The following is a 667-nucleotide window of genomic DNA, read 5'->3' as shown; positions in this document are numbered from 1 at the left end:
AGGGAGCATGGACACAACGACGACGTTGCCGGCGACACCAGTGTCAATGACGGCGACGGGGAGCATTGCTAATTTTCGACCGTATGAAACTGGCGGATGTAACGCGACAATTCATTGGTCTTGGTCGGGAACTATTTCCAAAGAGCTGGAAGGCTATGTTCACGGCAACTATTCCAGATTAAGGTATATGGGGGAGGACAACTACTCGGCAACTCAGGGTGGGTACGATGTCACGTATTCAGCAAGCAATGTGAAGGATTGGGATAATCGTACTGACATCACGTACATAAGTAGGCAAGTTGTTCAATTGGTTGATACTCATACAGACTCACTTACAAGTGCTAGTCTAGGGGCCTCAGCTACTACGTTGTACTGGAGCACAAACACAAGTTACAACACGCCAGAAACCGTACCTCCGACGAGAGGAAGGCTCACTAGAGGGATAAATACTGGATCGAATTGGACAGGAGGCGTGCTGCGTGATTACGAAACGCAAACTGGCACATTTACCGTAACTGCGAACTCCATTGAGATTTTGTTCTGCGAATATTATCGAGAACACTCGACTGGCCAGAAGGAGGTATTCACTCCAAACACTTCTGCTTACGCTATTCACATGGGGCTCTATACCTACAGCGGACCATCTGGAATGGGAATGTTGGGGAGG

1 protein-coding gene is annotated in these 667 nt (G+C 48.4%); it reads left to right on the top strand.

Features of this window, described 5'->3' with window-relative positions:
- Positions 1-472: 472 nt before the first annotated feature.
- The coding region (locus CAPSK01_RS22335; protein WP_273703317.1) for a hypothetical protein at positions 473-667 on the top strand (195 nt) is incomplete at its 3' end.

Origin of the sequence: Candidatus Accumulibacter vicinus (assembly GCF_000584955.1) — a bacterium.
In the GTDB taxonomy this organism is placed as follows: Bacteria; Pseudomonadota; Gammaproteobacteria; order Burkholderiales; family Rhodocyclaceae; genus Accumulibacter; species Accumulibacter vicinus.
This window is presented reverse-complemented; position numbering and strand designations above follow the sequence as displayed.